Source organism: Eubacterium sp. BIOML-A2 (genome assembly GCF_009680135.1).
Taxonomy (GTDB): Bacteria; Bacillota; Clostridia; order Lachnospirales; family Lachnospiraceae; genus Faecalicatena; species Faecalicatena contortus_B.
The window spans coordinates 1-1,763 of sequence record NZ_WKZK01000120.1 but is presented as its reverse complement, the minus strand read 5'-3'; the positions used below and the strand labels follow the sequence as shown (position 1 = coordinate 1,763).

Genomic DNA, 1,763 nt, shown 5'->3' with positions numbered 1-1,763 from the left:
GGGTCAATCACTTTTTCTGTGTGCTTGATGGCTACTGGTTACGTACGCCACCCTTGACTGAACCTGTCAGAAACGCTGCGGCTTAAGTGCCGACGGTGAAGAACTCAAGAACAGCCTGCCTTCTTCACCATATCGGCTGCTCAGTATAGCGTTTCTGCCAGAACCCGCCAAGGGCAGGCCCTGCTTCGCAGGGTGGCTGTTTCTATGCCTCAGGCTCAGGAGCCTAAGAACAGCCTGCTTATAACACTTTGCACCTTTACACTTGAATAAAAGAAGGATCATCCTGTAAGGTTGTACGTATCATCCTGGCAAGATGAGATACCACAATCCAAAGGAGACCCTTCATCATGCAGTATATCCGACCTGAGGCTGACGGACAACTCACATTTGCAGAATCAACAGATTTTTTGATGATTCCGTGCTGCCTGTATGGCTTCCATAATACGGAGACTACCGTTCATGAAGCGGTATCCGGCAGAAAAGTCTTCTGCTACCACGGTACGCTGGATGTCCCTCCGGAAGAAACGGTCTGTCCGGAGTGCGGCGCGAGGATGCATGTGAACCAGCATCCGGAGATCACTCTGTGGCATCTTTGCATCGGTGGGAATCTCTCCAGTGTTGTGTTTCCGCATAACCAGTTTCGGTGTCCGGAATGCGGCTTGACACATTCCCAGTTCATCTCTTTTAAAGCGGATGGGCACCGGATCACGGAAGAACTGTACCAGTACACCCGGGATCTTTTGGCTCATGGAACATATACACTCAAGCAGGTTTCCGAGATCACCGGCCTTGGGAAAAACGTTGTCAAGGCAATCGATAAAAAGCGCCTGCAGGATGCGTATACGATTGACGGCAAAAAGCTGCGTAAGCCGGAACATAAGGCAAAGTTTCTTGGTATCGATGAGTTCAAGCTGCATAACGGGCACCGCTACGCTACGCACATCATCGACATGGAGCGCGGCCACGTCCTCTGGATCGGCCACGGCAAGAAGAAGCAGGTCGTCTACGACTTCATTGACCATGTCGGGATGGAGTGGATGGAAAGCGTAGAAGCTGTCGCCTGTGACATGAATTCCGATTTCCAGGAGGCCTTCGAGGAGCGCTGCGAATGGATCCAGCCGGTATTCGACTACTTCCACATCGTCAAAAACTTTAATGATAAGGTGGTCAGCGAAGTCCGGCGCGATGAGCAGAGACGGCTCACTGAAGAAGGAAACCTCGAAGCAGCCAGGGCACTCAAGCGCACCCGCTATATCCTTACGTCCAGCCGCTCGACCCTTCAGCGGAAGGATCAGGAAGCATCTGAGGGCAAAGTGTTGTCAAAGGGCGGCGGTCTCTTCAATAAGGAAGAGGTCATCCGGAAGTCCGGATATGAGGCAAAGTATGACGCGCTCCTTGCGGAAAACGAGCTCCTGTTCACGCTGGATCTCATCAAAGAGAAACTCAGCGAGGCGTATCGGCAGACCAGTGAAGTAGTCATGGCGGAGATGATGACTGAGACCATAGATATCTGCTTCGCCACAGGGAACAGACATCTGCGGTGGTTCGGCCGCCTGATTGAAAACCACTTTGAAGGTATCATTGCCCATGCGACTTACCGGATCTCAGCCGGAAAGATCGAAGGACTGAACAACAAGATCAAAACACTCAGGCGGCAGGGCTATGGCTATCCAGATGACGAATACTTCTTCCTGAAGATCTTCGACATCAGCCGTCGGGACTATGACCGGAACCCTGCATCACACAGAAAATGTGACTGAGCC

Annotated in this window: 1 protein-coding gene; it reads left to right on the top strand. The window is 51.8% G+C overall.

Annotated features, from left to right (window positions below; all coding sequences use genetic code 11):
* Positions 1-347 precede the first annotated feature (347 nt).
* Positions 348-1,760, top strand: coding sequence for an ISL3 family transposase (locus GKG43_RS22735; RefSeq protein ID WP_129880155.1), 1,413 nt, complete (start codon positions 348-350; stop codon positions 1,758-1,760).
* Positions 1,761-1,763: the final 3 nt, after the last annotated feature.